2 protein-coding genes are annotated in these 1,308 nt (G+C 36.4%); both read right to left on the bottom strand.

The features are described 5' to 3' along the window. Nucleotides 1–54: 54 nt before the first annotated feature. Entirely contained in the window at nt 55–795 is a 741-nt protein-coding gene (locus AC1DWB_RS35380) for a hypothetical protein (protein ID WP_477545744.1), read from the bottom strand. Between the two features lie 119 nt (nt 796–914). Further along, nucleotides 915–1,308 (bottom strand): tyrosine-type recombinase/integrase (locus AC1DWB_RS35375; RefSeq protein WP_477545743.1); only part of this gene is annotated, 394 nt, incomplete at its 5' end.

Raw genomic sequence — 1,308 nt, 5'->3', positions numbered from 1 at the left:
GGGTAGCCCCGCAGCGTGAATACGGTGTTTTAAGATGTGGCCGACATCATTGAGTTATCTTCCAAAATTGCCTTTAACACTATTTTCAAATAAGAATGGATAATCTTTATGTACCTTCCTAAATAACTTATCCACCTTCTCGTAGAAAACATTAGGTAATATAAATTCATTCTCTTTGAAAACATATCGAAAATCTCCTACATTAGCTTTGTAAGAACAATTTGGAACCCAACCATTAAAACTTGCATAGACTCTTCTAGAACTTTCTACTTTATGATGCCAATAACGAATTATGAAAGTGCTATTTCCTATTTGTTCTTCGTATAGAAACGTTCCTTCACAAATAAAATCAAATCGTAAACTTGAAATGATATGTTTCTGAATTCTTCTTAATACTCCATAGATTGAATTGTCAGGCTGAAAAAGTGATGCTTGCTCATTTAATAAATCTTCCAATTCAACCTCATTCGCTCCATCAACAAGTTCACCTAAATAGTAATCAGGTTTCTTAAGAAAWTTTAAGAAGGTACTTTCGCGCAGTAAACTTAACTGCTCATGTTCAAAATCTATCATTCCCAAACATTTAAATCTGGGTATCCATACCAAAAAGCCATTTGCATCATAATTCTCGACTTCCTTTAATAGATCAAATGCCTCAATTTCGTTCCATATTATTTTTTTCACTTCCGAATTGGTATTGAAAATGACATATTCTGAAAATGTATTTTTAAAATCAATCTTTTTGTTTTCATCTCCTAAAAAATCAGTGATTTGTTTTGGTAAACTCTTTTTCATATTTTTCATCCTTTCGGCCATTTCTTATAACGTCTTAATTGGGAACTTCGTAAGATCGCCATACCTAAGGTATTCGCAAGCGATTAGACTATCCTGCCCGTTGAATAGCGGCATCTCCATTAAAAAAATCGGCGATAAAGTTCCCTCCGCCGTTCTCCACGGAGCTGAGCATAGATCTGCGTGGTTGATGCTTTTTCATGACCCAACATGCCTTGAATAAAATCCAATGGTGCTCCATTGTCGAGCAGTTGACATGCATAGGTATGGCGAAATCGATGGGGATATACATTTGCTTCGATCTCTCCGCGTTCAGCAAGTCTCTTTAGTGCCCATCTAAGCGTTGGAATTGCCATTCTTTTTACTGGATTTGTATCAGTAACAAATAGGGCTTCACATGAATCCAAACGACCGGCTAGGTACTTCTTCAACCAGACTTTACACTCGGTGGTGAAGTAAACTTCCCTCTGTTTTGAACCCTTACCATTTACAATGGCAGAGCAGTTCTCCCAATTT

The sequence above is a fragment of the Paenibacillus sp. P4_E11 genome, from assembly GCF_056401635.1.
This window is presented reverse-complemented; position numbering and strand designations above follow the sequence as displayed.